The organism is Paludibaculum fermentans, assembly GCF_015277775.1.
GTDB classification, from domain to species: domain Bacteria; phylum Acidobacteriota; class Terriglobia; order Bryobacterales; family Bryobacteraceae; genus Paludibaculum; species Paludibaculum fermentans.
Map to the genome: position 1 here is coordinate 1,636,229 of NZ_CP063849.1, position 25,000 is coordinate 1,661,228.

Below are 25,000 nucleotides of genomic sequence, written 5' to 3' on the forward strand. Positions count from 1 at the left end.
GCCATGGTCTATTATCTAACCACCGCACCCTCATCGGCAACGCCGGGACCGGTTCGTTACATACCCGATGTTCGCCTGGCGGAGCCCGCGTGGGGCCCCGCCACGGTATCGAGCTAAGCCAGGGCGTCCTGACAGAACTTCACGCAGGTCTTCATTTCGGCCATCACGCTGGAGTTCGCCGGAACGTTATACTCGAGCTCGATATTGGCCGGCCACTTGTACTTCTCTTTCTTCATCAACTGCAGGACTTCCTTCAAAGGAGTGTCGCCCTGTCCCCAGGGCGTGTTGCCGCCGCCCTTTGTGCCAAACTTCTTGTCCTTGAAATGGAAGCTGGTAATCCGGTCGTGGTGTTCCTTGATGAACGGGATCGGGGATGCGCTGATCGCCTCGGTGAAGTGCCCCACATCCAGGTTGATCGAGTTGTACTTGGACTGCGACAGCGCCGCGTCCCAGCTATGCGCATCCACGTGCGTGTGGTTGTGATAGCCGATGTAGATCTTGTGCCTGGTGGCGAATTCGCCTACGCGTTTGGAGTGCTCCGGCTTGGTGGGCAGCTCCATCGTGATGCAGTTCGCCCCCAGCGTTTTCGCCACTGTGCAGATGTATTCGTACTCGTCATCCGACATCGTCTCAGCCAGGGGCAGCTTGAAGATATCGATCTTGACGCCGGCCGCGTTGTAGAGCTTCCGGAACTCCTTGTACTTGTCCATGGAGGCCGACAGCCGCCACTTCTTGCGCTCTTCCTCGAACTGCTTCAGTGCCTCGCGGCGCTCCGGCGTCATCTGGCGGCCGGCGCCGGCGGGCAACTGCGGCGGCGCGGGCGCGCCGGCAAAGGATTCGGCGGGATCGGACATGAGCTCGATGGAGCTCAGTCCCAGTTCCACGCAATATTTGAGGACGTCCTGCGCCGTGCTCGGCAGGGCCCGGAAGCTGTAGGTGATCGCGCCGATCTGCACGCCCCCGAACTTCGAATTCACCGCGCCCAGCAGCGTGGAGGCCGGAATTGCGGCCAAAGCCGCCTTACCCAGTTCCCTGCGTGTCATCATACTTTCACCTCCCAGCCCTTTCTGTAGGCGGGCTTCACCCATTGATTGGCTGCCTTATTGTTGCTGAACTCGCCTTTGGCGTTGTCCCACAGCAGCTTGCCGTCGCAATGAACCGCGGCCGAGCCCAGTACGAGCCACTCGGTGTAGGGCGCCGCGATCGAGAAGTTCGAACAGGCCGGAGCTCCGCCTTTGCAGGCCCGCACCCAGTCGTGCAGGTGGGCGGCGTGGTTACTGCCCGTGCTCGCACCCGGCGAGCGCGCGAGGTAGGAGTTGGGCAGTTTGTACTCGCTCCAGCGCGCACCCGGCAGCAGTCCGACGCCCTCGCCGCGACCGCTGGTGCCCATGTAGCCCTTGGAGCCGGCGAAGATCAGGTTGTACCCGCTGCGATTGGCAGGACCCGCGGGCCGTGCCGCGGGACGAGGCGCCTGCGCCGGCGCGACTCCGCCGGTGCCCATGCGGAAGCCGCCCTGCCCCTGCACCGGCCCAACCTGGGGGCCTTCGCCCGGAACTTTACGCGCCTCGTCCAGTGTCATGCCCGGAGGCAGGTACGCGTCGCCGTCCGCGTGGTGGTACCAGTAAACGGTCACCGGCGGCATGCCTGGACGCTCCGCGAACTCGTATTTGATGGTGAGCTCATCCGGGAAGGTGAAGGGCGGCAGGTCGCTCTTCTTGATGCACTCCACGCTCACCAGGTATTTCGGGCTGAGTTGCAGCGCCCAGTTCGCCGGACCAAGGATGTGAACACCCCAGTCGCCGATCAGGCTGCTGCCGAAGTCGTAGAAGCCGCGCCAGTTGAACGGCAGGTAGAACCCGAACCCGTCGGTGGAGTTCGGCCTGCCCGCCTTGGCATTGCGGTCGGCCACAAACGCGGTGTAGTCGGCATCACCGGCGGTGAAAGGCCGCGAAGGCGCGGTACCCAGCCACAGGTCCCAACTCAAGGTATCGGGGACGGGCGTCGCGGCGGGCACCTTCGTCATGCCCTGCGGCCAGCTCGGTTTGCCGGTCCAGGCGTGAACCTCCTTCACTTCGCCGATCTCGCCGGACCAGAAGATCTCGCAGGCCACGCGCGTCGCGTCGTGCGAGTACCCCTGGTTGCCCATCTGCGTGGCGACCTTGTACCGCTCCGCGGCGGCCGCCATCATCCGCGCTTCGCCCGAGAGCCGGGTGAGCGGCTTCTCGACATAGACGTGCTTACCCGCGGACATGCAGTGAATCGCGCAGTAGGCGTGCATGTGGTCGGGTGTGCCGATGACGACAGCATCAATATCCTTGCCGGACTTGTCCAGCATTTCCCGGAAATCCTTATAGCGTTTGGCATCGGGAAACCGCTCAAAAGACTCCTTGCCGCGCGCCCAGTCGACATCGGCCAGGGCCACCACGTTCTCGACGCCGGAATGAGCCAGTTTCAAGTCGGCGGCAGGTTGGCCGCCCGCACCGATCGCAGCCAGATTCAGCTTTTCGTTGGGAGACTTGTATCCCATCGCCTTGAGGGAAGCGACGCTGCCGAAACCGCCGATGGGAATGGCGCCGGCCAGCAGCGCGCCGTGGAAGAAATGACGGCGGGAAAAGTGGGATGAAGACACTGGAAAGAACCTCTAGAAGAGCCTATCGTAATTGGTGCGATGGACGCACCTGCGCATGCCCGGCCGTTGCCAGCGGGTGTGCAGGGGAAACCCGCCGGATTCGCATTCCTCGACGAGCCCGGTGCGGTGTCTATAATAGGGGACGACCGAATGCCTCTCGTCCCGCCGTATATCGAAGCCCTCCGCCCCTACGTGGCGGGCATGAGCCCGGAGGAGGCCCGGCGTCGTTACAACCTGGAGCACGTCGATAAACTCGCCTCCAACGAGAACCCGCTGGGACCGTCGCCACTGGCCATCGAGGCGATGCAGCGGAGCCTGGCCGGGCTCAACTTCTACCCCAGCGGAGGGGTGGAGCTGCGCCGCCGCCTGGCCGAACTGTATGAAGTAAAGATCGAAAACGTCATTGCGGGCAGCGGAAGCGAAGGCATCATGGCGAATATTATTCGCACCTTCCTGCTGGACGATGATGAGGTGCTGACGACCGAGAACGCGTTTATCGGCTTCCGTGTCCTGGCCCAGTCGCGTGGAATCGCTTACCGGACAGTGCCTTATCAGGACTGGCGGTACGACTTGCCGGCGCTCGCCGCCGCCATCACTGAAAAGACGAAGATCGTCTACCTGGCGAACCCCAACAACCCGACCGGTACCATCTTCACCCGCCACGAGTTTGACGAATTCTACCGGCACGTCCCGGAGCGGGTGCTCATTATTCTGGATGAGGCCTACTTCGAATACGCCAAAGACCACCCGAAGTACCCGGATTCGATGCACTACCGGTACGACAACGTCATCACACTGCGGACTTTCTCGAAAATCTATGGCCTGGCCGGGATCCGCATCGGGTATGGTTTCGCCCACGAAAACCTGATTGCCAATCTGCTGAAGGTGAAACTGCCTTTCGAACCCAGCACCGTCGCGCAGGCCGCCGGCATCGCCGCCCTGGACGACCGTGAATTTCTGCACCGTTCACTGGAACTGAATGCCCGCGGGCTGCGAATGATGACGCAAGCGTTTCAAGAGATGCAGCTTGATGTCGTCCAGAGCCAGGCTAATTTTGTAATGCTGCCCATGTCCACGCCGGAGCAAGCTGACCGCATCGCCACCAGCCTGCTGAGCCAAGGCACCATTGTCCGTCCGCTCAAGGCTTTCGGCCTGCCCGCCTGCCTGCGGATCTCGACGGGCGCCATGGATGCGAATGAACGGTGCGTCGAACACATGCGCCGGGCCGTTATGGAGGAGAAATCATGTCCGAGTCCGACCTCTTCCCGCTAAGCGGGATCGACCATATTCACTTCCTGGTGGCCAATGCCAAACAGGCGGCATACTACTACCGCGCCGCCTTCGGGTTTCGCATCACGGCTTACCGCGGCCCGGAAACAGGCACTCGCGAAGCCGTAAGTTACGTCCTGGAACAGGACCGGATCCGCTTTGTCCTCTCCACGCCGCTGAGCAGCGACAATCCGATGTACGACCACATCCGGCGTCACGGCGACGGGGTGCGCGACGTGGCTTTTCTCGTGGAAGACGCGGCCGGAGCGTGGCGCGGCGCGGTCGAACGCGGCTCCGAATCAGCCTACGAGCCTTCGGTCCTTGAGGACGAGAACGGTGTGGTCCGGATGGCGGGCATCCGCACCTATGGCGACACGATTCACTCGTTCATCAGCCGTCACGGTTATAAGGGTGTCTTCCGTCCCGGTTTTGTTGCCGTGCCCCAGGAAGATGAAGCTGCGCGGCCCGTCGGCCTGCGTCAGCTCGACCACATCGTCGGCAATGTTCCGCTGGGGGAAATGACGCGGTGGGTCTCGCATTACCAGAGCACGTTGGGATTCTCGCTGTTCCAGAGCTTCGACGACCGGGACATCAGCACGGAATACACGGCGCTCATGTCCAAGGTGATGGCCAACGGCAATGGCCGCATCAAATTCCCCATCAACGAGCCGGCGCCGGGCAAGCGCAAGTCCCAGATCGAAGAGTACCTCGAAGCCTATGAGGGCGCCGGAGTCCAGCACATCGCCATGACCACGGGCAACATCGTGGACACGGTGAGCCGCCTGAAGGCGCAGGGTGTGGAATTCTTGCATGTGCCTGCCTCGTATTACGAGCAGTTGAAGAGCAGGGTGGGCTCGATCGACGAACCGCTGGACGAACTTGCCCGCCTGGGCATCCTGGTCGACCGCGATGAAGAGGGCTATCTGCTGCAGATCTTCACCAAACCCGTAGTGGACCGCCCGACGCTGTTCTACGAGATCATCCAGCGCAAAGGCAGCCGCAGCTTCGGCAAAGGCAACTTCAAGGCGTTGTTCGAAGCGATCGAACGAGAGCAGGAATTAAGGGGAAACCTCTAGGAGCACTAGAACCCCACCTTAGGGTGTGACAAGATACCGTGCGATTGCGTTATGGTTAAGGCGTCCATGTCTGAAATTGAGGAGTAACTGCGTGGTCAGTCACTCTTTGGAGCCGAACCATGAACGATCGGGAACCGTGCTCTGCCCGCCATATCGTTCTGGTCGTTGACGACGACCAGCAGATCCGGCAGCTTCTGTCGGATCGACTGTCGAGGGATGGTTACGATGTCAGAACCGCGCAGGATGCGGCCGAAGCGCTCCAGATCACTTCCCGCGACCTGCCCTGTGTGATCCTGCTGGATATTCTCATGCCGGGCGGTGTGACTGGGATTGAGTTGTGCCGCCACTTCAAGTCGGACCCGCGCGTCACGCATGTTCCGGTGATTTTCCTGACTGGCATGGTGTCGGAGGAGGATGTTGAAGCCGGGTCGGACGCGGGCGCTTCGGATTACATCAAAAAGCCCTTCGACATAGATGAAGTCCGGTTCCGGGTTCGGACCCAGGTCAGGCTGCATGAAGCAATTCGGAAGCAGAGCAGGACGCAGGACCGGCTCAGCCTGATCAGCAAGGCCGCCAAGGACGCCATCATCCTGCTGGATGATGAGGGCCGCGTGGTGCATTGGAATGAGGCGGCCGCGGCGATGTTTGGCTATCCGGCTTCAGAAGTGATGGGCCGCAACATGCATTCGCTGCTGGCGCCCAGCAGATTTCTCGAAGCCCACCGCGCCGCGTTCTCCCTGTTCCGCAAGACCGGACTCGGCGCCGCCGTCGGCGTCACGCTGGAATTGACGGCACTCCGCCAATCCGGCGAGGAGTTCCCCATTGAACTCTCACTCACGGCCACACCGGTGGACGGCAAATGGTGGGCTCTTGGCATTGTCAGGGACATCAGCCAGCGCAAGCAGGTGGAAAAGACGCTGCGCGAGAGCGAAGAGCGATTCCGGCGCCTGTTCGAAGAGGGTCCGCTGGGTATTGCGCTGATTACGCCCGATTTTCGAGTTCATCGCGCCAACGCCGCCCTCGTCAGAATGCTTGGCTACACCGAAGCCGAAATGCAGGATCTCTCGGTGATTGAGTTGACCGCTCCGGAGGACATCGACGTCACCCTAAAACAGGCGGACGGGCTGCTGCGCGGCGAAATGCCGCACTACCAACTGCAAAAGCGGTATGTGACAAAGAGCGGGGCCGTCATTTGGGCGAATACCTCAGTCTCCCTGATTCGGGACGAACAGGGAGCCCCCCTCTACGGCTTGGTCATGGTGGAGGACATCACGGCCAGAGTGGTGTTCGATCAGAATCAGCGGCTGGCCGAAACCCGGCTGAGAGAGAGCGAGAACCGCCTGACCAAGATCCTCGAGAACGTGCCGGTCGGCATTGCGATCGTCAGCCTCGACAAACGCGTCCGATGGGCGAACCAGGCGGCTCTAAGCATGATCGGCGCGCCGGAGTTGGACATCATCGTGGGCCAGCCGTGCAACCAGGTTCTCTGTCAGTTCTCTGACACGAATTGCCCTTTTTGCGATGGGCAGGATTCGGTCATGAGTGCCGAAACGACGATGTCGCGCTCCGACGGCGCGCTGCTGCCGGTGCTCAAGAGTGCCCATACGGTCGAGTTCGACAACGAGATTGTGCGGCTCGAAACCTTCATGGACCTCCGCGACCGCAAACGGCTGGAGACGGAGCTAGGCCACTCGCGCAAGCTGGAGGCGGTGGGCCAATTGGCCGCCGGAGTCGCCCACGAGATCAACACACCCATCCAATATGTGGGCGACAGCGTTCAGTTCCTCAAAGAGGCATTCGACAGCTTTGTCCAACTTCTTCCGAATTACCGGAAGCTGCTGATCACACCCGCCGGTTCGGACGAGTACGCTGCGCTGACCGCGGAGACCAAGCGACTGGAAGAAGAGATGGATCTCGAATGGTTGCTGAATGAGATCCCATCCTCTTTCAGCCGCTGCCTGGATGGTGTGGACCGGGTGGCTCGAATCGTACGGGCGATGAAGGAATTTGCCCATCCGGACCAGCGCGAAAAGGGGCCGGCCGACCTGAATCACGCCATCCAGAGCACGCTCACCATTGCCCACAACGAGTATAAGTATGTGGCCGACATCGAGACTCATTTCGGTGACATTCCCAATGTGATCTGTCACGTCTCGGAATTGAACCAGGTGTTCCTGAACCTCATCGTGAACGCCGCGCACGCCATTGCGGGGCATCTGGCGAACACGGGCCTTCGCGGCGCCATCGGCATCACCACCTCGCGCCAGGGCGACAACGTCCGAATCGACATCGAGGACACAGGGGGCGGCATCCCCGACGAGATCCAAAACCGGATTTTCGACCCCTTCTTCACGACCAAACCAGTGGGCAAGGGTACCGGGCAGGGGCTGGCGATCGCCAGGTCAGTGGTGGTGGACAAACACGGCGGGACGCTGACGTTCCGGTCCAAGCACGGGCTAGGCACTACGTTTACAGTGCTGCTGCCCATCGACGGCAAGCATCCGGAGCAAAGTGAGGCGGTCAGATGAGCAAGAAAACAGTCCTGTTCGTCGATGATGAATTGAACGTCCTGGAAGGTCTCAGGACGCGTCTTCATCGTCAGCGCGGGAAGTGGGAGATGGTGTTCGTCCAGAGCGGCAGGGAGGCACTGGAGCGCCTCGCGATTGGCGATGTCGATGTCCTGGTAACCGACATGCGCATGCCGGAAATGGACGGCGTGACGCTGCTGAAGCGAGCCCAGGAAGAGTATCCCCGGGTCGTCCGCATTGTCCTGTCGGGCCATGCCGAACTGGAAGCCGCGCTGCGCGCGATTCACGTGGCGCATCAGTTCCTCAGCAAGCCCTGCGAACCCGGTGTCATCGAGAATGTGGTGGAACGGGCCTGCAACCTGCAGTCCCTGCTCCACAATGAGGTGCTGGAGAAGACAGTAGGCCGGATCGAGAACCTGCCCTCACCGCCGGTGATCTACTCGCAACTGATGGTTGCGCTGAATAACGAATTCGCCAGCCCCATCACCGTGGCCTCCATCCTGAAGCAGGATATGGCGATGTGCGCCAAGACACTGCAGCTCGTCAACTCCGCCTTCTTCGGCTTCACCCACAAGATCACCGAGGTGCAGGACGCGGTCACTTACCTGGGCTACAACACGATCCGCCAGATAGTGCTCACGGTGGAGGTGTTCCACCGGCCCAAGAGCAAAACAATTCCGGCCATTACGCTGGAGGCGCTCCAGACGCACGCCGGCCTGGTGGGCGCCCTGGCCTCGAATCTCCTGACAGATAAGCGGGACAAGGAAGATGCGTTCATCTCCGGCCTTCTGCATGACATCGGCAAGCTGGTGGTTGCTACGGAGATGCCCGAGGAGAATAAGAAACTGCAGATGCTGGCCTTGAAACCGGAGCTTACTTCCCTCGAGGCTGAGAAGCAGGTGCTGGGCGTCACGCACGCCGAGATCGGCGGCTATCTGCTGGGGTTGTGGGGACTTCCCTACTCCGTGGTGGAGGCGGTAGCGAACCACCACACGCCGGCCAACGTGGAGATTCCCGGCCTGAGCGTCCTGGCGGCCATTCACGTGGCCGATGCGCTGCTGCACGAGGAGATGCGGATCCGGCGTCCTTCTTCCAAGCCGCACCGGTCCCTGCTGGACTATGCCTTCATTGAGCAACAGGGACTGACCAAGAGCCTGCCCATCTGGCGCGACAAGGCACGCCAGCAGATGGACCTCGGCGCTCGCGGCATGTCGAAGGCGCTCAGCTAGACGCCAGGCCAGGATGCGCTGGCTGCCCGCCAGCCGATACACTTTGAGTTCATGTTGAGAACAGTCCAGGCGACCCGCTATGTCACGCCGCTGCGTGAAGGCGGATCGCTGCCGGCCATCGTAGAGGCGGACGACCTCGGCTTGTACGTGGTGAAGTTCCGCGGCGCCGGCCAGGGCCCGCTCGCGTTGGTCGCCGAACTCATCGCCGGCGAGATCGGCCGGGCATTGGGTTTGAATGTGCCGGAGCTCGTGTTTATCGAGGTAGACGCCGGGCTGGGGCGCAACGATCCGGATTACGAGATCCGGCAGTTACTCCAAGCCAGCGTGGGTTTGAACCTCGCCCTGGATTACCTGCCCGGCTCGACCATGTTCGATCCCGCCGCCCGGGACAAGGCCCCGGCGGACCAGGCCTCCATGGCGGTCTGGTTCGACTCTTTTGTCACCAACATCGACCGGACGGCCAGTAACCCGAACCTTCTCCTCTGGCACAAGGCGCTCTATTTCATTGATCACGGGGCGGCCTTGTATTTTCACCACAACTGGCAGAGTCTCGACCAGATGGCGCAATCGGCCTTTCCCGCCGTGAAAAAGCACCTGCTATTGCGCTGGGCGTCCGCGATCCGGCAGGCGGAGACGGAAGCGAAGCTGAAACTGAACGAAAGCGTCTTTGCGGCGATCCTCGATCAGGTGCCCGATGCCTGGCTGGTGCCCAATGCTGGAGACGGCGATGCCGCCACCCGCCGTGCCGGCTACCTGCGGTTCCTGACGGAACGGCTGACCGCGTCCGCGAGCTTTACAGAGGAGGCCCTGCGTGCCCGATCAGAGCTCGTATGATTATGCGGTCCTGCGCCTGGTGCCTCGCGTGGAGCGCGAAGAGTTCATCAACGCGGGCGTGATCGTGTACTGCCGGCAACTGCGCTTTCTTGGTGTTTTCATTCATATGGATGCAGCTCGACTGCAAGCACTGTGGCCGGAGGCCGATGTGGAGGAGTTCCGGACGCGCCTGGAAGCCTTTCAACGCATTGCCGCTGGCGATCCCGAGGCGGGTCCCATCGCCCAACTCACACAAAGCGAACGGTTTTACTGGCTGGCGGCGCCGCGCAGCACGGTGATCCAGGTCTCGCCCATCCACAGCGGGTTGTGCACTTCGCCCAAAGAGGGATTGGAGTCGCTTTGCCACCGACTGCTGGCCGCCACAACGATCGCGTGAGCAGGGACTGGGCGCGGAGGGGGCAGGCTAAGGGAGACCTCGGGGGAGCCCGTCGCTTACGCTCCGGGACTGGGAGAGGGGATGGTGGCCGGGTGCGAGGCGCGGCTACACCCGGGACCGGGGGCAGGCACACGGAGGGCGCGATGGTTGCTGGCAGCGGCGCCCTTACACGGGGCTCGACGGTGAAATTGTCAAAGAGCAGGGCCGGATGGAGTCCGACTGGGGTTGCGACCGGCGGCGGAGCCTGATGGCGGCTTCGTTTTGTGAATCCCCGGCGGCTTCGTTTTGTTCATCTCCGGCGACTGCGCCGGGACGTGGTTCTCAGCGCTTGGAAACGTTGTAGAAGTCGGGTGGCAACCCGCCTTCGGAGGCCAGGCCGACTTCGTTTCGTGGAATGCGGATCGGCTGGAGGCCGCCGAGCGGGTCCTGGTTGTCGGGGTGGTTCGTGTCGATGCCGGTGGTGAGGTGTTCGAGGGCGCGCCTTGGGCGGCCATAGCCTTCGTAGAAGAAGAGTTCATCGGTGTTGCTGGTCAGGCGGGTGACTTCGGCCAAGGGGACGTTCTCACGGACGCCTTTGACGACATCGGGGTGTTGCTGGGCGAGGGCGGCTCGCTCGGTTTGGAGTTTGCTGAGTTCCTTGATGGCTCGGTAGAGGCCGCGTTCGAGGTCGCGGCGGTAACGGGCATAGCGGTCGAGTTGGGCGCCGTGCGGGTCGGTTTCGGCCAATGGGTCCGTTTCGGCGAGGATCAAGCATTCGAAGGATTCGATGCGGCGGAGGTTCCAGGTGTGAGTGAGGATGCGGTGGAAGATCTCCTCCTCGAGGCAGTTCGCGGGCCGGGTATCGAGGCGCAGGGACGCTTCGAGGGCGGTGAACGAGGCGCGGTCTTCGGGCGTGATGCTGAGGTGCTGGGCGGTGAAGCCGTGGCGACGGGCGTTCTGGGATGAGCGGGCCTTGCCTTGGATGGAGACGGGTCCGGTGGACTGTTTTGCGTTGGCCTGATTGGCGGTGATCTGAGCGGCGGTAGCCATGATGTCAAACTCCTTGTAAATGAAAATGGCCGGCGTAGGGGCCGGCGCGATTCCAGGGTAACTGGGAGTGTCAAGGGAAATTGGCCCATTTCTGGAAGCTTTTGTTGAAAAGAAACGAAATAAAGAGTTTCGGATGCGGTGACGGCCAATCGCTCAATACCGGAATTGGGGGAAAAGTGCGTTGGCTTGGAGGTGCCGGACGGCTGCCTGAGGGACTGCAGGGGTGCGACCGACTCCGCGCTTGCCAGGTTTGCGTCACAGGCTGGTTGGCGGCCTTTGGCTTCGTTTGGAGCGGCCAGGGTGATGGGGCGGCTGGAGCCGGCCGCTGCGGCGAGGACGGCCGGAATGCTGGCGGCCTGGCGGGCGCGCTCCTGGGCGTGGAAGGGGCGGAGGGCCTTCTGGACGGCGGTGATTCGGGCACAGATCCAGGCGTGGTAGCGGCCCAGGATTTGGAGGACCTCGGCGTGGTTCTGGTGAATCCAGAGCACGGCTTGGCGACGGGCTCCGTTGCTGACGCGGAGGGCTTCGGCCCAGAGTTTGGCTTCGAGTTGGAACAGGCGGCGCTCGTGGCCTCGGAGCATCAGGCGTTGGACGAACAGGGTGCGGAAGCGCGGGTCGGCGATGTCCTCCGTCTGCTCCAACGACTGTTGGTAGAGGCTGGCTTCGATGCCGGCAGGCAGGAGGTAGAGGCTGTCCTGTCGTCTCGGCCGGCTGGTGGCGCGTGGCGTGCGGCGGTGGCAACGGGTTCGTTTCGTCATGGCGTTGGATTTCAGTTTCAGGCGTCAGCGGGGTTTCGTCCTGGAGGTGCGGAGGGTGGCGAGATCGGCGCGGCTGCGGCGCCAGGAGCGGGTTTCAAAGTCCTGGCTCATGCGGATACAAGCGGCATCGCGGGCGCTCCGGTCTCGAATGGCGACGTAGGTAAGCGGGATCGGCGTTGGGGCACTCCTTCGTCACCGAATCCCAATCGCGCTCGATGGCCACGCAGAGGGCCGTCGTCTCGATGAGCGAGTACCGGGAGTTGCGCCAAAGTTCCTCGGCAATGGAGTCGGCCATGTGCTGTTCGAGGCGGGTGGTGGGGGCGACGTGCTGGTGGACGTCGTCGCGGAGGGCTTTGAAGAGGCCCTGGTCCTCGATGCAGGTGATGACGCTGGTCGAGTCGTCGCCCATGAGGAGAGCGTTCTCGGCGCTGGTGGTTGGCAGAAAGTGGCGCGAGGGCGTGAAGCCGTCGGCCGCCGGTTTGAAGATTTCCATGTGGTTGCTCCTTGGCGGAAGTTGTACTCCATAAGAGAAAGCGATTCTGGGGGCTGCGGCTGTAAGCGATTGGATGGAAAGCGAAGATAAATCCCGAGCGGCGGGCAATGAAGCTCGCTTAATGCTGGAATTGGGGGAGAAGTGGGGTAAGTGGAGGTAGATTCGCCTGGGCGAGGGTTGCCTTTGGAAGGCCGGGATTGGCCTTGGCCGGGCGTTGCCCTGCGACGTATTTGGAGATGGCCGGCGTGGCGGGCGATGCTGAGGACTGCTGGGGCGATGGTGAGAAAGTTGGGGACAGTTGCACCCGTCCCAAAGGGGTTTTCCTTGTGCTGATTGCAGACTCTCAGGTACTTTTTGTGGGATATGGCGCAGAGTTCGGCCTTCTGAGCGGATTGGGGGTGCCGTCGTGGGCTCGGCGACTGGCGGAGCAGTGGAAATGCGGAGGAGATCTGGCGTCGTTCAGCGAGTTCCCGAGTGATTTGCCCCAACCGGAGGCAGGGTTTTGCTGATTCGCGGTGGGACGGGTCAGGCTGTCGACGGCTCCGTCGACGGCTCCTGCGCAACCGCTCGGTCAACCGTTCGTTTTCGCGCAGGAGCCGCTGCACCTCCTTGGTGGAGGAGTCGATCCGCGGTTTGGGCCCGCGAGTTCGAGGGGTGAGACCTTGGGTAATGCCTGCGTTTCGTTCCCGACGCCAATTGGTGAGGTGAGACGAGTAGAGGCCTTCCCTGCGCAGGAGCGCGCCGATGCTTCCACTGTCGGTGGCAGCGTCGGCCTCGGCCAGAATCTTCCGTTTGTAGGCAGCCGGGAAGCTGCGGCGTTTGGCGCGCGGTCTCACCTCGGGGTTGGCGTGGCGTTCGGCGCCGGCCTTGGGGGCCGCTACACTGCGCGTCGAGTAGGCACGGCAGGTTGCCCCGCCGCGCCTCTCACAGAACCGGACTTGCGGGTCTCGCATCCGGCTCTTTGGATCAATGTGTCACCATGCCAGACTGAGCTGGCTGGGAACTTGCGGTAGAGGATTGGCCACGCGCCAGCGGTCGTACAGCGACCCGATCTGACCGTGAAACCAATCGTTGGGGTATGCCTTGGTCATCCCCCGCCGGTTGCTACGAGACCAGACACCTTGCCGGTAATAGGCAACTCCGGCAGCTTGCCCGGAGCTGGCGCCTCGTTTCACCAAGTGCCGGTACAGAAAGCGAGGCCGCTTCTTCTGGCAGATCACGATAGCCCGCAACCTGCGGCGTGCGTGCGCGTCATACCGTCGAAACTCGTCCGCTCCTGCTCGGGTACAAATCCGGAAATAGGCGATCCAGCCCTGGAAATATTTGTTCAGTCCTTCCATGCAGGCCCGCAGCGAGCTACCCCAGCGCCTTGGAGTCAACTCCAAGATCCTAGCGTTGAGCTTCGCCTTCGTCTTGGCCGATATCAGCACCTCGACATTCGGGCCCCCGTCCGTCCCAAACCGAAAACCCAGGAAATGAACCTTCTCCGGTTGAGTCACAGAACTCTTCGCCTCGTTGATCTGAAGCCGCAACCGGTTCTCCAGATACCGACGCGTCGAAGCCATGACCCTTTCTCCGGCTCGTTGGCTCCGCACGAAGATATTGCAGTCATCGGCGTAGCGCACAAACCGGAGCCCACGGCGCTCCAACTCCCAGTCCCATTCGTCCAGGACGATGTTGGACAGTAGTGGAGATAGAGGACCCCCTTGCGGAGTGCCCTCCTCCGTGGAAACCTTTGTGCCGTCCGGCAACACCACCTTCGCTTTCAGCATCCGCCGCACCAGGTTGAGAATCCGGACGTCGCCCACCTGCTGCCCCAAACGGTTGAGCAAGCGTTGATGATGGACTCGATCGAAAAATTTCGATAAATCCAAATCGACCACGACCCGGTACCCTTCCCCCAAATACTGCTTCGCCTCTGCAATGGCGGTGTGAGCACCCCGCTTCGCGCGGAATCCGTGACTGCTGTGATGAAACCGTGGCTCGAAGATCGGCTCCAGAACCTGGAGTACGGCCTGTTGAACCCACCGGTCCACCACATTCGGAATACCCAAGCCGCGCTCGCCTCCGCCCGGTTTCGGGATCCATACCCGTCGGATATCACCCGGTCGATACGTTCCGTCGAGAAGAGACTTCTGCAACTCAGGCAGCAGAGCCGGGGCCTCATCGACCACCTGCTCCACACTCCGCCCGTCTACGCCGGGCGCACCCTTGTTTCGCAACACATTCAGCAACGCCTGCGCCAGATTGCTCGCCGACGCCACCGCCTCCATCAGCCGCCCTTCGGCGGCCGTGCAAGTGGCAGGTTCCATCCGGCCGCTACCCTTCGCTGTGTGCACCAAGAATCGCTTCCCATAGGACTCGTCCTGCGGGCCGCGAGCCTTGTCCCCTTGCGGGCTATCGGCGAACACGAAGGCCAACTGCCGTTGTTCTGCGCTTTTCAATCCATCTCCCCCTTGGCTCTACTGGCTTTCACCAGCTTCATCGCTACTACGAGGAGATCCGACTTCTCCCTGGGCATCGGACGGTCGTTCTCAATACCTTCCGCCCTACCGCTTTCGCGGTCCCAAAGAGATCTCTTGGAGTAAGAACAATCAATGTCCTGCCGCTCCCATCCCCCACACCGTCCTGACACCGGTTGAATATAGGGCGTCGCGTTTCCGAGCACGCTTGCCTCCACCAGGCCGGCCTCACGGGGCTTCACTTTCGTTTGGTGCTGCAGTTCGCCTCCGACTTCTTCCCCACGCGCCCTCGCGGTGCCGCGCAGTTGCCCTTGGCTCACAGTTGCCTCCAACAGGCCCTGTAGGGGACTTGCACCCCCAATCGATCGTTCATGTCCAACACACTCGGTCGCCCTTCGGGCTCCCTCCGAGCCCCCCGGGACCGCTTGCTTGTTGCTGGACATGCTGACTCTCCTTCCTTCAAATCAGTGTCCAAGAAAATCGCGGGGCGGGAGAACTTCAGACTGGCTTCGCTTGGCCGGGTCACGCAAAAGATCACAATCGCCCACTTGCCGTCATCGCTGGCGGCACACATGGGCAACTGGATTTCCTAGCCCGGCGATCCCAACGGGCCCCCTTCGTTTGCGATCCAGTAGAGTCCAGGTCATTGCTTCCCGTGACGGTCACCTGCAGACTGATGCTCGCGTTCAAGTACATTGGGCGGGTCGTCGTGTTCTATTTTCAGAACAATTTTCATTTCAGGGTGGGCCAGTTGGCATTCACTCGCCATTTCCGCTCATTACGTTAGGAGAAGTTGTTCCGTTTACGGAACGCCTTTGTTGTTGTGGACACTCCAAGAATAGGGATGAACCGAGAACTCCATGATCCGCCTCCGGCTTCGCCGAGGGTAATGCTGGAGCAGCGCTAGCAGGTGGTTGGAGCCAGCCGGCGTTGGGTTGGTGGAGGTTTTCGTTGGGATTGCGGCGGGCCCCCGGCTTCGCCGAGGGTAATGCTGGAGCAGCGCTAGCAGGTGGTTGGAGCCAGCCGGCGTTGGGTTGGTGGAGGTTTTCGTTGGGATTGCGGCGGGCCCCCGGCTTCGCCGAGGGTAATGCTGGAGCAGCGCTAGCAGGTGGTTGGAGCCAGCCGGCGTTGGGTTGGTGGAGGCTTTCGTTGGGATTGCGGCGGGCCTCCGGCAATGCCGGAGGGAATGCTGGGGCGGGTTTTCGTTTGAGTTGCGGGTTTTGGTGAGTTGGGACGGTTGGGGTGGGCTGAGAGAGTGGACCGGTGGAGACCCCTCCCTGACGGTCGGGGTTCGTTGTTGCGATTGAGGCGGTGGTCCCCACGCAGGGGGACCGGCGATGACGGGCCGGGAGTGGGGCTCCCGTGGCACGCTCCGTTGAAGACGCCCTGGCTAGCCCGTCGCTATCTCCGGGACTGGCGTTTGGGTCGCCGCTTCGTCTCGTTTAGCGGCGCGCAGGGCCATGAGGGACTCCTTTCCAGTTGCGGTTCGCATCTATCGTCCCTGAACGGAGAAGCGGGCTGGGGACCGTTGTGCCTGTTACGACCCGGTGACAGCCGCGGGAGAGTCATAAGGAAGGCAGTCTGCCGCCCAAGATGTGCGAAAATAAGGGAGTCAGCCCTCTGATTCCAATCCCTTGAGAGAAGACATCCTTATGACCGAAATCGTAGATATCGTCGCACGTGAGATTCTGGATTCCCGCGGCAATCCGACCGTTGAAGCAGACGTTTACCTTTCCAGCGGCAGCATGGGCCGCGCGGCCGTCCCGTCGGGCGCGTCCACGGGCGAAAACGAAGCCTGCGAACTGCGCGATGGCGACAAGTCGCGGTACCTGGGCAAGGGTACGCTGAATGCCGTCCACAACATCGGCGAAGAGATCCTGCCCGCAGTGCTCGGCATGGATGCCGGCCGCCAGCAGGACCTCGATGCCAAGATGATCGAGGTGGATGGCACCCCGAACAAGAGCCGTCTGGGCGCTAACGCCATTCTGGCTGTGTCGATGGCCGCCGCCCGCGCCGCCGCCGACGCCTACGGCCTGCCCCTTTACCGTTACCTGGGCGGCGTAAACGCCCGCACGCTCCCCGTGCCGAACATGAACATCATCAATGGCGGCGCGCACGCTGACAACAGCGTCGACTTCCAGGAGTTCATGATCAGCCCCCACGGCGCCGACACCTTCTCGAACGCCATCCGCATGGGCGCCGAAGTGTTCCACACGCTGAAGGGCGTGCTGAAGAAGCGCGGCTACTCCACGGCGGTCGGTGACGAAGGCGGCTTTGCGCCGAACCTGAAGTCGAACGACGAAGCGGTGGAAGTGATCCTGGAAGCCATCGAGAAGGCCGGCTATAAGCCCGGCGAGCAGATCTCGATCTCCCTCGACCCCGCGTCCAGCGAATTCTACGATCGCGAGAAGGCGAAGTATGTCTTCAAGAAGAGCGACAAGCGCGAACTGTCCAGCGACGAAATGATCGCCTTCTGGGCCAACTGGGTTGCCCAGTACCCGATCCTCTCGATCGAAGACGGCATGGCCGAATTCGATTGGGACGGCTGGAAGAAGATCACCGATCAGCTCGGTTCGAAGATCCAGCTGGTGGGCGACGATCTGTTCGTCACCAACCCCGAGATCCTGGCCAAGGGCATTGCCACCGGCACCGCCAATTCGATCCTGATCAAGGTGAACCAGATCGGCACGCTCAGCGAGACCCTGGATGCGATGGAGATGGCGTTCAAGGCGCACTACACCTGCATGACCTCGCACCGCTCGGGCGAAACCGAAGACTCCTTCATCGCCGACCTCGCCGTCGCCACCGGCTGCGGCCAGATCAAGACCGGTTCCGCCAGCCGTACCGACCGTATGGCGAAGTACAACCAACTGCTCCGGATTGAGCAGGAGCTGGGCGCCACCGCCCGCTACGCCGGTCGCAAGGCGTTCAACCAGTAAGGATCCAGCATGTATAAACTCGTCCTCATCCGCCACGGCGAAAGCACGTGGAATAAGGAGAACCGCTTCACGGGCTGGACGGACGTCGATCTCAGCGAGAAGGGCGTTCTGGAGGCCGTGGAAGCGGGTCAGGTACTGGCCAAGGAAGGCTTCCAGTTCGATCTGGCGTACACGTCGGTGCTGAAGCGTGCGATCAAGACGCTGAACACCGTGCTGGACCAGATGGACCAGTTGTGGATCCCGGTGGAACGCTCGTGGCGGCTGAATGAGCGCCACTACGGCGGCCTGCAGGGCCTCAACAAGTCGGAGACGGCGGACAAGTATGGCGAGGCCCAGGTCAAAATCTGGCGCCGCAGCTACGACGTTCCTCCGCCGGCCCTGACGGCCGACGACGAACGGTTCCCGGGCCGCGACCGCCGCTATGCGGATGTCGCTGCGGCCGACCTGCCTCTCACCGAATGCCTCAAGGACACCGTCGCCCGGTTCCTGCCGCTGTGGCACGAATCCATCGCGCCGGCCGTCAAGAGCGGCAAGCGAGTAGTCATCGGCGCCCACGGCAACAGCCTGCGGGCCCTGGTGAAGTACCTGGACAACGTCAGTGAAGCCGACATCCTCGAGCTCAACATTCCGACGGCCATGCCGCTGGTCTATGAGCTGGATGCCGACCTGAAGCCCATCAAGTCTTACTATCTCGGCGATCCCGAGAAGGTAAAGGCAGCCATGGACGCAGTCGCCAAGCAGGGCCAGAAGAAGGCCTGACCGGCGGTTCCATTCGAGTGCGAAAAAAGCGGGTCCGGTTCCCTCAGTGGAGCCGGACCCGCTTTTCCGTTCCAGGCAGCCGTTCCCTGTCTACTTCGTTGAAGAGATCCCTGTTTCAGACCCTGCCGGCGAGATCGGTCACTTGCGCAACGCCCTGGACCGCGGAGGCCAGTTTAGCCGGCCCCTCCGCCAGGGGCGGAGCAACACCCGTGCCTTCCGGGCGTGCGGCGACTATCCGTTCTCCTGCCGAGCGGATGAGTTCATTGGTCATCTCGGGCGTCTGGCACTGTCCCCAAAGATGCAGGGTGCGGCGCAACTCCTCGAACGCGATGGGTTTGCTCAGATAGTCGTTCATGCCCGCCGCCAGGCAGGCGGTTCTATCTTCATTGGTCGCGGCGGCGGTCAGCGCCACCACGGGCACGCAGGATTGAGCGGAAGGCATCTTCCTGATTCTTCTGGTCGCTTCCAGGCCGTCCACCGACGGCATGTGCACATCCATCAAGACGATGTCGTATGAGTTTGCCTCCACCCGGCTCACCGCGGCCCTGCCGTCACTGGCGAAATCAGCGTGGCACCCCAGCTTCTGCAGCATCCGCAGGATGACCATCTGATTCACCATGTTGTCTTCGGCCACGAGGATCTTCAGTGCTTTGAGGTGGCCGCTGTCGTCCGGTTGTACCGGTTTCCTGGCCGCCTCAGCGATCCCGACGGAGATGGTGAACTCGAAGGTCGCACCTTCTCCAGGCCGGCTCTCCACATGGATCTCCCCGCCCATCATCTCGACGAGACTCTTGGAGATAGCCAGGCCCAGCCCAGTACCGCCATAGCACCGGCTGATGGAGGCATCCACCTGGCTGAAAGAGTGGAACAGGCGATCCAGCCGGTCCTCGGCGATCCCGATGCCCGTGTCCTTCACGGTAACGCGGATCAACTGCCGGCCCTCCATCGGCCCCGGACCCTCCAGAACAGCCTCCATCCGGATTGAGCCGCTGTGTGTGAACTTCACCGCGTTGCTCATCAGATTGGCCGTGACCTGGCGCAACCTTGTCGCATCGCCCAACACGACCGCCGGCAGCGATTCATCCAGGCGCAGTGAGTATTTGAGATTCTTCTCCTCGGCGCCTTTGCGGAACAGTTCAAAGCTCCAATCCAGGCAACCCCGGATGTCGAAGGGCTCCTCCTCCAGTTCCAGCCGCCCGGACTCGATCTTGCTGAAGTCGAGCACATCGTCGAGTACGCGCCGCAGCACCTCGCCCGAGGTGCGAATGAGTCCCATCATCGGGCGCAGATCGTCGGCATTGGGCTCTTCCTCCAGCAGGAAACTCAGCCCCAGAATGCCGTTGAGCGGGGTACGGATTTCGTGGCTCATGTTGGCCAGGAACTCGCTTTTGGCCCTGGCGGCCGCATCGGCGCCCTGGCGCGCCCGTACCAGTTCCTCCTCCATCCTTTTGCGTTCGCTGATGTCGAGCACGAAGCACAGCGAGTAGCCCACGCCCGCAATGACAACCCGCCTCGCCCACAGCAAGCCCGTTCGATGGCCCAGAAGAGGATTGATGTAAGTCAGCTCACGCGAGTCGATATCGCGCCCTTCGGCCAACTTTGCGCGGATATCCTCGTATTCCGCGGGATCCTTCAACCACTCGAGATCCATCGCGCGCCGGCCAATGAAGCGCGACTTCCCAATGCCGACCAGCTCCTCCATGGCGCGGTTCACATCCACGTAGCAGCCTGATAGGTCGGATAGCGTGATGCCGATCGGACTGGATTCGAAGACCGTGCGAAAAGCCACTTCAGCCGCGGCTTTTTCCTCCAGCTGACGCTGGATGCGATCGTTGGCGTCTCGCAATTCAGCCGTGCGCCGCGCCACCATCAGGTCCAGGTCCTCCAACCGGGCTTGCGCCTGGCGGCTCACCAACCATTTGCGGGTGAGCGCATGCGCCAACTGGATCACTTCAATATTGTCGAAGGGCTTCTTCAGAATGAGGAGATTCTCAGACTGCCCCAAGTGACGCTGGATCTCATTCCAGGAGTAATCGGAGTAGGCCGTGCAGACAACAACCTGCAGGCTGGGGTAGGCGTGCCAAAGATGAGTGATGGTTTCGACACCATCCCAGCCGGGCGGCATACGGACATCCACAAACGCGAGTGCGTAAGGACGGCCCTCGGCCAGCGACTGTTCCAGCTTCCGCAACCCCTGCTGTCCCTGAAACGCCGAGTCGATCTCAAACCGCGTCAGCGGGACCGGGTCAGCCCCGAACAGAATACTCTCATCCTCCTGGAGATTCTCCTGCGCCTCGATCTCACCCAGCAGGATCTTCTTCAGATCGTCGTGAATCGCCCTGTTGTCGTCAATAACCAGAATCCTGTGATTCGGCTCCAAAAGACCTGCTGTTGTCATGTCAGCATCCCCTTCATGTCGTCGGCGAGCTTCATCGGAAGTTCCAGCGTAAAGGTCGCGCCCTTGCCCGGCCCGTCACTCTCGGCTCTCAACGATCCGCCCATTTCACTGGCCGCCAGTGCGCACGAATGCAAGCCAAAACCATGGCCATCCGCCTTGGTTGTAAACCCATGTCCGAAGATGCGGGTGAGGTTCTCAGCGGGTAGCCCGGCACCGTTGTCCTGCACGCTGAGAATGATGCGCCGCTCCCCTTTGCGCCTCACACAGACCCGGATCGTCTTGCCATCCGCAACGTCGACCTCCTTGAGAGCCTGTTTAGCGTTGCGCAGGAGATTCAGCAGGATCTGCAGGATCTTGTGCTTCTCCGCGGCGATCTCAGGAACTGTCTCGAAATCCCGCTCCACCTTAATACCGTGACGGCCAAACCCCGGATCCAGGATCCGAATCGCGTCGTCCAGCATCTCGGAAAGCTTGACGTTCTCCACCAGCCCGGAGACTTTGGCATAACTCTGTTGAGTGGCTACAATCTGTTTGATGTGGCCGACATGCGAGCTCAACATCTCCAGTTCCTGCAGGATTCCATCCCGCTCCGACTTGAAGTGCCCGCCGAGTTTGACCAGGTACGGCAGCACTCGCTGTCCTTTCGGATCACTGGCCAGGAAGCTCGAAACATCAGTGGAGTGCTGTTCCAGCATGCCGATGAGCGCCACAAGGTTGTCGACCCGCGATTCGCGGATCTTACCCGCGACCAGCGAGGTGGACACATTCACGCTATTCAGCACATTGCCTACGTTGTGGAGAACCCCCGTGGCGATTTCGGCCATGCCTGCCTCGCGCGATAACTCCATCAAGCGCTGTTGTGCGGCGGCCAGTTCCGAGTGCGCCCGGTCCTTGGCCGCAATCTGCTCCTGCAGTTCCCTGGTGCGTTCAATCACACGCTGCTCCAGGGTCTGCTTGGCGTCGATGAGGGCTGTCCGGACGCGGTGCCTGGCGATGGCGGCGCCCAGCATGTCAGCCACAGCCCGCAGGCTGTCCTTCTCGGCCTCGCCCCACTCCCGCGTCTGCTCGAAATCGTCGATGCAGACCACGCCCCACCATTCCCCGGCGACCACCACCGGCACCAGAATGGCCGACTGGATGCGCTGATCCAATTGATCCCGGAAAGCGGCCGGCAGACTGGACGGGATCACGGTGACAATGCGGCCCTCCCGGAAGGAGTCGATCCAGGGTTGCGCGTCCGGGCCGGACCAGTCGAAAGCTTCCCAGCCTTCCTGCCGTGCGGCGCCGCCCGCGGCAACCCACTCTTTCCGCAGAACCGCGCGAATTGCCTCATCGTGGTGGAAGATCCGCACAACCGCGGCCCGGCTCGTTCCGGCGGCCTGCCCTACCCTCTCCAGGACCTTCCCAATAATGGTGTCGCCATCGCCGTCCGTGAGAAACTCTTTCGCGGCGAAGCTGACGCTATCCAGAATCTGGTTGCGGGCCAGAATCGTGCGGGCCATGTCGTTAAAGGCGCCCGCCAGACGCTGGATTTCGTCCCGGCTGCGTACGTCGGCCCGTGCCCGCAAATCGCCCTGCGCCACCTTCTCCACGGCGGCGTGCAAGATCTGAATCGGCCGCACCAGGTGGGCCGCGTACACGAGGGAGATCAGCAGGCTGAGGCACCCGCAAAGCACCGCCAGCCCGGCCGTTCGCGTGTATGTGCGCCGGACGCTCTGGTCATAGGAGTCCAGTGACAGGCCAACATGGATCCAGCCCCATTGAATGCCGCTATAGTCAAACGGGAACGCATACTGGAACACACGCCGGCCGAACAGCGGCACCACTCCGATGGAACTGGCCGGGATGCGCGCCGCGGGGCGCCACGTCTCGCCCAGTTTGTCGATCTTCCAGGTGGAGCGGTCCACTACGATGGAGAAACCATCGTTCTTCGTGACGACTACGTAGTCGATTGCCGTGTCGCCGGAGAGTACCTGCATCGCCTGATCGACGACCGAAGAGTAGTCCTCCGATACCGCCGCGCCCGCCGCGACACCTCGAATCGAAACAGCTACGCCCCTCGCCTTCGATTCCAAGCCCAACTCGAATTCACGCTTCTGTTCCGGCACGATCACCATTACAAAGACCGCAAGCGTCACGAGGGTCACCAACCAACCCAGCAGTGTGATGCGAAGCGTGATGCCCTTGGGCATGTGCATGGCGTTAGTTCCTCCCCTTCCCGCGATCCGGCAACCCGCTCTCGACGACGGGGACCGGTGGGGGCATTCGAACCGTTGATGCGCCTGGCAGGCGGTAGTACTCTTTCCAGAGGTCTCTAACAGGATCCAGGTCGCTGGCCTGAAGCCGCAGAATCCGATCGGTCTTGAAGACCATCAGCAACTGGCGGTGACGGACGTCCTCATTCAGGGACAGAATGGCGTCGAGGAGTTCCGCGTGATACGGGTGAGGCTCCACCGGCATGGCGATCACGCTCTCCACCATTGGTCGCGAACGCACCAGCACTTTGAGCCGGGACAGCTGCGGATTCATCTCCTTGGCCAGATTGAGATTCACCTCGTCCACGACGCAGGCATCCACCGTGCCGAAGAACAGGGGCAAGATACACGTCTGCGCTTTGGCCGCTTCCTTGATCGAGCCGAAGAACGTACTGGCGCGCCCTAGCCTCTCCCGGTTGAGGAGGACATCCGTCCACGCCAGAGCTGTGTTCGATCCCCCTCGCGACGAGACGAGAATGTTCTTTCCACGCAGGCCGGCGATGGAGGCGAGGTTGCTGTCCGGATTCACGAGCAGAACATACGGATACGCCGCGCCGCCGCTCGAGTTCAGGGCCAGTGTGAGGATCGGCACCATGAGGTGGCTGCTCTCCAGTTCCAGATACTCGGCAATCCCGGGGATGATCACATCCACCGATTTCTCCTGCAGGCGTGCTTTCAGACTGGAGATGTTGTCGATGATGTCCACCCGGCAATCCAGCAGGAAGCCCCTTTGCCGGCCCACTGTTTCAAACCAGAGTCTCAGGGCCGCACGGATGTCGTTCGGGTTCACGTTGTTCAGCATTCTGTTGCTGGCGACGACGTTCAAATGGGTGCGGCGAAGGCCTCGCCCGTCCGGGCTGTCGGCGCCCGCCGAAGACGCGGTCTGGGCCATGGACAGTTGAAGGGAAAGCAGCACGGCGAGCATCCACCAGCGCGATAGCGCGTGCAGAAAATGGACAACGCTCTTCCTGTGGCAGGGCCTGCGCATTTAGGGATGGCCCTTTCCCGCCGCGTCTTCCAGCCTGACCAGCGCCGGTCCCAATCCGGAGGAGGATGCCTCCACGATGTGGCGGTACTTATTGCGCAGCACCCGAACCGATTCGAACTGCGCTTTACTGGCGCGGACCAGCGGCCCAATCCTGAAGACAATGCCTAACTGCTCACCCGCCGGGGTCTTGTGCAGGTTCAGCAGCGACGCGACCAACTCGTCCTGGTGCGGGTGCGGCTGCAGGGGCATCGCCACCACGCCCTCCAGGTAAGGTTCAGAGCGGGCAACAACGCGGAGCCGTCCCAATTGCGGATTGAGCTCCTTCATCGCCTCCCAGTTGCCCGAATCGACCACACACGCGTCGATTCTGCGGAAGAACAAAGGCATTACGCACTGCGAGGAGCGATAGTTGATTTCCACGCTGCTGAAGAAGGCGCCAGCCCTGCCCAGGCGGCTATCCCCCAGCAGCGTCTCCAGCCACATCAGTCCCAGGTTCGATTTGGTGCGGGAGGAGATGACAACGCGCTTCTGGCGAAGGCCAGGGAGAGTCACCGCTCCGGAGGAGTCGTTGGTCAGCAGCAAATACTGATACACCGCGAGTTGCCCTCTTTCGGTGCCGGCAAACACGGCGTCGAGAAGGTTCGTTTCAGAAAGGACCAGGTAGTCAGGCGTATCCAGCACCAGCAAATCCACCATGTGGTCCTTCAAACTCTGGCGCATCTGTGGAATGGACAGTGCGATCGCCACCTTGGCATCCAACTGGAAGCCACGCAGTTTTCCCAGTTGCTCCGACCAGACCTTCATCGAAGCGATAGCGTCAGCCTGGTTGACAGTGGCGAACACCGATTCGCTGGCCGAAACCCGCAGATAAGTGCGGGTCAGACCCGCTGCGCCGGTCCCGTCGCCCGCACACATACGCACGTTCATCCCTGGCAAGGCGACGACGAGGAGGAGCAGTGACTTCTGGCGCAGTGTCAT

The 25,000-nt window shown here is 61.8% G+C and carries 17 protein-coding genes; 8 read left to right on the forward strand and 9 right to left on the reverse strand.

The window, feature by feature from the left end; genetic code table 11:
• Positions 1-113: 113 nt before the first annotated feature.
• Positions 114-1,046, reverse strand: coding sequence for a sugar phosphate isomerase/epimerase family protein (locus IRI77_RS06465; RefSeq protein ID WP_194451254.1), 933 nt, complete (start codon positions 1,044-1,046; stop codon positions 114-116).
• Positions 1,043-2,629: a Gfo/Idh/MocA family protein gene (locus IRI77_RS06470; RefSeq protein ID WP_228486623.1), complete on the reverse strand. Its 1,587-nt coding sequence runs from the start codon at positions 2,627-2,629 to the stop codon at positions 1,043-1,045. The genes IRI77_RS06465 and IRI77_RS06470 overlap by 4 nt, the downstream gene beginning before the upstream one ends.
• Positions 2,630-2,779: 150 nt before the next feature.
• Between IRI77_RS06470 and hisC the strand changes: the two genes are divergently transcribed.
• The 6 genes from hisC (at position 2,780) to IRI77_RS06500 (ending at position 9,941) form a co-directional block, all read left to right on the forward strand.
• Positions 2,780-3,901, forward strand: coding sequence for a histidinol-phosphate transaminase (gene hisC, locus IRI77_RS06475; RefSeq protein WP_194451255.1), 1,122 nt, complete (start codon positions 2,780-2,782; stop codon positions 3,899-3,901).
• A complete protein-coding gene (gene hppD / locus IRI77_RS06480; RefSeq protein WP_194451256.1) occupies positions 3,874-4,974 on the forward strand; it encodes a 4-hydroxyphenylpyruvate dioxygenase in 1,101 nt (366 codons plus the stop codon). The genes hisC and hppD overlap by 28 nt, the downstream gene beginning before the upstream one ends.
• A 119-nt stretch (positions 4,975-5,093) precedes the next feature.
• Positions 5,094-7,502 carry a PAS domain S-box protein gene (locus IRI77_RS06485; protein ID WP_194451257.1) on the forward strand — a complete coding sequence of 803 codons (2,409 nt, stop codon included), beginning with the start codon at positions 5,094-5,096 and terminating at the stop codon, positions 7,500-7,502.
• Entirely contained in the window at positions 7,499-8,731 is a 1,233-nt protein-coding gene (locus IRI77_RS06490; protein ID WP_194451258.1) for an HDOD domain-containing protein, read from the forward strand. The genes IRI77_RS06485 and IRI77_RS06490 overlap by 4 nt, the downstream gene beginning before the upstream one ends.
• 51 nt (positions 8,732-8,782) lie before the next feature.
• Positions 8,783-9,565, forward strand: a complete 783-nt coding sequence (locus IRI77_RS06495; protein ID WP_194451259.1) for a HipA family kinase — start codon at positions 8,783-8,785, stop codon at positions 9,563-9,565.
• Positions 9,543-9,941 (forward strand): DUF3037 domain-containing protein, encoded by a 399-nt coding sequence (locus IRI77_RS06500; RefSeq protein ID WP_194451260.1) that lies wholly within the window; start codon positions 9,543-9,545, stop codon positions 9,939-9,941. The genes IRI77_RS06495 and IRI77_RS06500 overlap by 23 nt, the downstream gene beginning before the upstream one ends.
• Positions 9,942-10,262: 321 nt before the next feature.
• Here the strand turns inward: IRI77_RS06500 and IRI77_RS06505 are convergent, their stop codons facing one another.
• The 3 genes from IRI77_RS06505 to ltrA all read right to left on the reverse strand — a co-directional run bounded on the left by IRI77_RS06505 (position 10,263) and on the right by ltrA (position 14,665).
• Positions 10,263-10,970 carry a hypothetical protein gene (locus IRI77_RS06505; protein WP_194451261.1) on the reverse strand — a complete coding sequence of 236 codons (708 nt, stop codon included), beginning with the start codon at positions 10,968-10,970 and terminating at the stop codon, positions 10,263-10,265.
• Between the two features lie 852 nt (positions 10,971-11,822).
• Positions 11,823-12,221 carry a hypothetical protein gene (locus tag IRI77_RS06510; protein WP_194451262.1) on the reverse strand — a complete coding sequence of 133 codons (399 nt, stop codon included), beginning with the start codon at positions 12,219-12,221 and terminating at the stop codon, positions 11,823-11,825.
• A 974-nt stretch (positions 12,222-13,195) separates the two neighbouring features.
• Complete coding sequence (gene ltrA / locus IRI77_RS06515) at positions 13,196-14,665, reverse strand: group II intron reverse transcriptase/maturase (RefSeq protein ID WP_194451263.1); 1,470 nt, start codon at positions 14,663-14,665, stop codon at positions 13,196-13,198.
• Positions 14,666-16,335: 1,670 nt separating this feature from the next.
• Between ltrA and eno the strand changes: the two genes are divergently transcribed.
• Together eno and gpmA are read left to right on the forward strand one after the other, a co-directional pair.
• Positions 16,336-17,622, forward strand: coding sequence for a phosphopyruvate hydratase (eno, locus tag IRI77_RS06520; protein ID WP_194451264.1), 1,287 nt, complete (start codon positions 16,336-16,338; stop codon positions 17,620-17,622).
• Between the two features lie 9 nt (positions 17,623-17,631).
• On the forward strand, positions 17,632-18,381 hold the full coding sequence (gene gpmA / locus IRI77_RS06525; protein WP_194451265.1) for a 2,3-diphosphoglycerate-dependent phosphoglycerate mutase: 750 nt from the start codon (positions 17,632-17,634) through the stop codon (positions 18,379-18,381).
• Positions 18,382-18,496: 115 nt separating this feature from the next.
• Here the strand turns inward: gpmA and IRI77_RS06530 are convergent, their stop codons facing one another.
• The 4 genes from IRI77_RS06530 to IRI77_RS06545 are packed head-to-tail and all read right to left on the reverse strand — an operon-like array spanning position 18,497 to position 25,000.
• A complete protein-coding gene (locus tag IRI77_RS06530; RefSeq protein WP_194451266.1) occupies positions 18,497-20,779 on the reverse strand; it encodes a hybrid sensor histidine kinase/response regulator in 2,283 nt (760 codons plus the stop codon).
• Positions 20,776-22,977, reverse strand: a complete 2,202-nt coding sequence (locus tag IRI77_RS06535; protein ID WP_228486624.1) for an ATP-binding protein — start codon at positions 22,975-22,977, stop codon at positions 20,776-20,778. The genes IRI77_RS06530 and IRI77_RS06535 overlap by 4 nt, the downstream gene beginning before the upstream one ends.
• Before the next feature lie 4 nt (positions 22,978-22,981).
• The gene (locus tag IRI77_RS06540) at positions 22,982-24,022 is read right to left on the reverse strand and encodes a phosphate/phosphite/phosphonate ABC transporter substrate-binding protein (RefSeq protein ID WP_194451267.1); all 1,041 of its coding nucleotides are present in this window, start codon (positions 24,020-24,022) and stop codon (positions 22,982-22,984) included.
• Complete coding sequence (locus IRI77_RS06545) at positions 24,023-25,000, reverse strand: phosphate/phosphite/phosphonate ABC transporter substrate-binding protein (RefSeq protein ID WP_194451268.1); 978 nt, start codon at positions 24,998-25,000, stop codon at positions 24,023-24,025. It abuts the gene before it with no gap.

What these genes read in the sequence shown, in the direction of transcription:
- gpmA (WP_194451265.1), top strand. Translation starts at nt 17,632, where the DNA reads ATGTATAAACTCGTCCTCATCCGCCACGGCGAAAGCACGTGGAATAAG.
- IRI77_RS06495 (WP_194451259.1), top strand. Translation starts at nt 8,783, where the DNA reads ATGTTGAGAACAGTCCAGGCGACCCGCTATGTCACGCCGCTGCGTGAA.
- IRI77_RS06535 (WP_228486624.1), bottom strand. Translation starts at nt 22,977, where the DNA reads ATGCACATGCCCAAGGGCATCACGCTTCGCATCACACTGCTGGGTTGG.
- hisC (WP_194451255.1), top strand. Translation starts at nt 2,780, where the DNA reads ATGCCTCTCGTCCCGCCGTATATCGAAGCCCTCCGCCCCTACGTGGCG.
- IRI77_RS06485 (WP_194451257.1), top strand. Translation starts at nt 5,094, where the DNA reads ATGAACGATCGGGAACCGTGCTCTGCCCGCCATATCGTTCTGGTCGTT.
- IRI77_RS06530 (WP_194451266.1), bottom strand. Translation starts at nt 20,779, where the DNA reads ATGACAACAGCAGGTCTTTTGGAGCCGAATCACAGGATTCTGGTTATT.
- hppD (WP_194451256.1), top strand. Translation starts at nt 3,874, where the DNA reads ATGTCCGAGTCCGACCTCTTCCCGCTAAGCGGGATCGACCATATTCAC.
- IRI77_RS06465 (WP_194451254.1), bottom strand. Translation starts at nt 1,046, where the DNA reads ATGATGACACGCAGGGAACTGGGTAAGGCGGCTTTGGCCGCAATTCCG.
- IRI77_RS06510 (WP_194451262.1), bottom strand. Translation starts at nt 12,221, where the DNA reads ATGGAAATCTTCAAACCGGCGGCCGACGGCTTCACGCCCTCGCGCCAC.
- eno (WP_194451264.1), top strand. Translation starts at nt 16,336, where the DNA reads ATGACCGAAATCGTAGATATCGTCGCACGTGAGATTCTGGATTCCCGC.
- IRI77_RS06540 (WP_194451267.1), bottom strand. Translation starts at nt 24,022, where the DNA reads ATGCGCAGGCCCTGCCACAGGAAGAGCGTTGTCCATTTTCTGCACGCG.
- IRI77_RS06490 (WP_194451258.1), top strand. Translation starts at nt 7,499, where the DNA reads ATGAGCAAGAAAACAGTCCTGTTCGTCGATGATGAATTGAACGTCCTG.
- IRI77_RS06505 (WP_194451261.1), bottom strand. Translation starts at nt 10,970, where the DNA reads ATGGCTACCGCCGCTCAGATCACCGCCAATCAGGCCAACGCAAAACAG.
- IRI77_RS06545 (WP_194451268.1), bottom strand. Translation starts at nt 25,000, where the DNA reads ATGACACTGCGCCAGAAGTCACTGCTCCTCCTCGTCGTCGCCTTGCCA.